We start from the raw sequence: 2,325 nt of genomic DNA on the forward strand, positions 1-2,325 counted from the left end.
CCCACACACACCACCACATGCACAACCCCCCACGCCCGCGACCGCCCGTACAACCGCCTCTCCACCCGCCCCGCCCACCGCCCGAACACCGCCACCGGATGCACCCGATTCCCCGGATCCCCAAAAACAGCATCGGCAACGAAACCCAGCAAAATCCCAAGCCCCCGCACAACACCCTCCCCGATCACGATCACAGCCGAATCCCGGACGAACGCTACTAGCGCAGGCAGAACGCCAGCTCGTCCCAGTTCGCATCAAGCCACGCCGCAGCCCGCCGAATCCGATCCCCCGCCCCGTCCTCCCACATCCGCGCCCATCCCCCACCCTCGCTGTCAGCCCGAGCCTTCATCGCGGCATACGACCGCCCGAACCGCAACCGGGAGACGTCCAGCAGCCGCCGCCGCTCCTTGGCCCCCAGCCCGTAGGCGTCACAGAACAGCCGCAACCGCCCCCCGACATCAAGACATCGCTGCCGAGGATCCCGATCCATCGGATCCGCGATCGGCGCCCAATGCCGCACCGTCGTAGCGATGTCGAACAGCCGCGTGGTCGGCCGCGCCATGTCGAAGTCGATCAGCCCCCACGGCCGCCCATCCCGAAATATCACGTTCTCCGGGGTGATATCGCAATGCCCGACCAACTCAGGCCCCTCATCATCCGACGACCCACCCACCCACACAGCCCCCACCGGCGCCCGGAACGTACCCACCGCGTCATGAAACCGCCGCACCAGCCCCGCCAACTCCCCCAGCACGTCATCCCGCACCGCATAAGCAGGCAACGGACGGACGGCAGTCTCCCCCGGCAGGTACGACAACATCTCCCGCCCCTGCTCATCCACCCCGAGCACCCGAGGCGCCCCCTCGAACCCCACCGACTCCAGATGCCGCAGCAACGCGTGCACCGCCGGCGCCGACCGCCCCATGGTCCGCCGCACGGTGTCCCCGACCCGGACGACCCCTTCCGTCACATCACCACCGGGCAGTGCGATCTCCAGACCGGCCGTACGCGACAACATGCGACCTAAGCTTAGCCACGCCCCACCAAGATCACGTGTCCCATCGTGCCCACCCGCGCATTCCGAGGAACGAGCGGCCACTCAAATGCGTTGCCCTTCTTATGCGGGCATTCGAGAGGTTCGCCGACCGCTACCCCGCGCTCGGCCTGATCGCCGCTGGACTGATCGTCGGAGCCCTCCCCTTCGTGCTCGTCGCCGAGGAACTAGGCCGGAGCGAATACTGGCCACGAATGCTCCCAGGCGCAGGCATCGGCGCGATCGCCCTCATCATCCCGATCCTCCTGATGCTGAACCGCAAGGCCCGCCGCGCGGCCTGGGCCGTCCTGGCACTGCTGGTCGTGACCACGGTCGTGATCATCGGAGCACGGGCCCGCCACGACGGCCTCATCCCCCTCTGGGAACCGGGCCAAGCCGAATGGCTCGGCGCCCTCACCGCCGTCCTGATCGGCAGCTCCCTCGTGATGCTGATCGGCGGAATCTCCCTGTTCAGCAGACACGCCCGCGGCCGAGGCCACCGCGGCTACGTACAGGAATCAGGCCGAACCGGCACCTACGTCGCTGCATGCGACTGCGGCTGGCGCGCCACCCCCCGCCACGACTCCTCCCAAGCCTTCACCGACGCCGGCGACCACGCCAACAGAGTCGCCCTCACGATCTACCTGACCGACGACTGACCACCGGTGGCACTTCACGACCCCAAGGCCCGGCGACGCTCAGAAACACCCCCGTCCGGATCACCAGAAGCCCCCTCCCCACCCCGAGCCTGCACGTACCGGCGCACCATCTCCGTAGACCTCCACCCGGTGATACGCATCAGCTCCAGCGGATCCCCACCCGCCGCCAGATGATCCTCCGCCACCGTGTACCGGAACCGATGCGGATGCAGCCGCCCCGGAATCCCGGCCTCCCGCCCCCGCCGCTCCAGAATCTGCTGAATCCCCGACGCCGTGAGCCGCCGCTCCCCACCCCGCGCCGTAACCCCCCGCATCGGCAGCCACAACCACGGCGAACTCGCATGCGGATGCCGCGCCCGCGCCCGCAGATACCGATCGATCGCCGCGACGGCCTCAACCCCGATAGGCGCCAGATGCGCCTCCTCCCCCGCCCCCCTGCTGATCCGCAACGTGTACCGCCCCAGCCACACATCGTTCTCGGCGTCGTCATCCGGCCGATACCGCAACCCCGCCAGCCCAGACACCCGCATACCGTTGTCCATGAGGATCCGCACGATCGCTGTATCCCGCCGATCCACCCAAGACCCCCCCGAACACACCTCCAGCAGCGCTCGAAGCTCCGCATCCCCCAAC

General features: G+C 68.5%; 4 protein-coding genes. 1 reads left to right on the forward strand and 3 read right to left on the reverse strand.

From position 1 onward, the window contains the following. Both ACFP1K_RS40970 and ACFP1K_RS40975 read right to left on the reverse strand, forming a co-directional pair. On the reverse strand, positions 1-194 hold a 194-nt coding region (locus ACFP1K_RS40970; RefSeq protein ID WP_380763984.1), incomplete at its 3' end, for a cobalamin biosynthesis protein. Between the two features lie 23 nt (positions 195-217). Continuing rightward, positions 218-1,018 carry a phosphotransferase gene (locus tag ACFP1K_RS40975; RefSeq protein WP_380763986.1) on the reverse strand — a complete coding sequence of 267 codons (801 nt, stop codon included), beginning with the start codon at positions 1,016-1,018 and terminating at the stop codon, positions 218-220. A gap of 101 nt (positions 1,019-1,119) precedes the next feature. On the opposite strand from ACFP1K_RS40975, the gene ACFP1K_RS40980 reads away from it, so the two are divergent. Continuing rightward, a complete protein-coding gene (locus ACFP1K_RS40980) occupies positions 1,120-1,692 on the forward strand; it encodes a hypothetical protein (RefSeq protein ID WP_380763988.1) in 573 nt (190 codons plus the stop codon). A 14-nt stretch (positions 1,693-1,706) separates the two neighbouring features. On the opposite strand, the gene ACFP1K_RS40985 is transcribed toward ACFP1K_RS40980, so the two are convergent. Then, positions 1,707-2,325 (reverse strand): tyrosine-type recombinase/integrase (locus tag ACFP1K_RS40985; RefSeq protein ID WP_380763990.1); only part of this gene is annotated, 619 nt, incomplete at its 5' end.

It is taken from the genome of Sphaerisporangium aureirubrum (genome assembly GCF_042658925.1).
GTDB lineage: Bacteria > Actinomycetota > Actinomycetes > Streptosporangiales > Streptosporangiaceae > Sphaerisporangium > Sphaerisporangium aureirubrum.